This window comes from Limnohabitans sp. (assembly GCF_040400975.1).
GTDB lineage: Bacteria > Pseudomonadota > Gammaproteobacteria > Burkholderiales > Burkholderiaceae_C > Limnohabitans_A.
This window is the reverse complement of record NZ_JBBAPF010000105.1, coordinates 1-1,517: the sequence shown is the minus strand read 5'-3', so window position 1 is coordinate 1,517 and position 1,517 is coordinate 1. Positions and strand designations below refer to the sequence as shown.

At 61.4% G+C, this 1,517-nt stretch carries 1 protein-coding gene; it reads right to left on the bottom strand.

The features are described 5' to 3' along the window. Nucleotides 1–459: 459 nt before the first annotated feature. Nucleotides 460–1,517, bottom strand: a 1,058-nt coding sequence (locus ABWQ00_RS16020) for a hypothetical protein (protein WP_353239654.1), incomplete at its 5' end; no start/stop codon positions are given.

Sequence of the window (1,517 nt, the reverse complement as noted above, 5' to 3'; positions counted from 1 at the left end):
GCAGGGCGCGCAAAAACAAAACACACCGGCTAGACGCCAGTGCAGGCCAAAAACGCACGGGGCCTCTCGCAGAGAGGGCCGCCGAGGCACGCGAAAAACAGCGGGAGAGACCGCGAGCAAGCTGCCGGCGCAACCGGCGCGGAGCCAATCGCGCCACACACCAGTGCAGGCCGCCACGTCCGATGCGGCATTGCGAGGGGACGGAGGGCGAAGAGCGAAGAGAGAGCAACCACCACCACCCAACCAAGCAAAGCAACCACCACCACCCAACCACGACGCCGGCGCAAGAGCCGCCGGGAGCCGACGCGAGCAGAGCGGGCCTCGAGGCCGGGAAGGGCGGCTCCCCTTGCGCCGCGCCCTCGCAGGGGGCGGCCTGAGGGAAGGCAGCTCGCGAGCATGCCACCCGCTCGAGGGTGAGCAATGCTCACGCAGACGAAACCTAACTGATGCAAGAGCGGCTCATGCCGCGGCAGATGATGAGAGATGTGCCAGCTCACTACCCTCAGTCAAGCCTCGTCCGGAAAAGCTTCCCGAGTTGTTCCCAACCACATATTTGGTGAACACCTTACCGAAGAGTTCATGTTCTTTACCATGGTATTGTGCCAGCACTGCGGGCAAATCTCCGAGCTTTTGGGGGTTGTGCTTGCGTAGGATGTCTCTCACCATGACCTTGTAGTCCTCCGGTGTCGTGCCGCAGATACCAGGGGGCAGATCGGCCAGGTTGAGAAATTTGCCAGCACACATGTTGACAGCAGGAATAGCTGTTGGCTGGCCGTCGGGCTGCACCTTCGGTTGCATATCGTACTGATGCGGGTCTTGTTGCAAGCCAGGCACACCCTGCAGCAATGCCCTTGTGTGCACGAGATGATCCGTTGCCTGTGCTGATGGCTGGTGCAAAGTCAGCGGCCCGTCGACCTTGGTGTCGGCCAGGATGTGCTGGCCTGTCTCGGAGTCATGAACGAGGTGCTCGTCCGCGGCGTCATCGTGCTTCATGCGGCACCGGAAAGATGCCGAAAGAGCCGCGAGGGCCGCGGGCCCCAGTCCATGTATGGCAGCGCTGATGTCGTCGATGAACCCCGGGTCTGGGTGCGCAGCGTGATTGCGTCGAGAAGACAACTTGGAAATGCGTTTGGTGAAGCTGTCCAACCCAAGTACCTTGACAAAGGCAACCGCCGCTGTCGGTCGCGAGATGCGCACGCCAGCGGCTTCAGAGAGGACAGCGTATAATGCCGCCGCGTCGTCGATGGCCTCCGTACAAACCCCGCGAACAGCAGGAACGGGAGCCATCTCGGCCATGAAGATCTGGACAGCGTGCTTCTGCAACAGCAGCTTGTCTCTGGCCGCAAGGGAGGCCGAGGCAATGCCGTTGAGGGCTGCAGAAAGGACCGACGAGTCCTTGCCAACAACCATGACGCTGACAAGCAAGAGGTGCCTGGAGGTAGCCGGCTCACTGCGCAAATGGCTTGAGCCAAAATGGCTACGGAGTCTGTCTCTGTCTGTCTGTCTGTCTGTCTGTC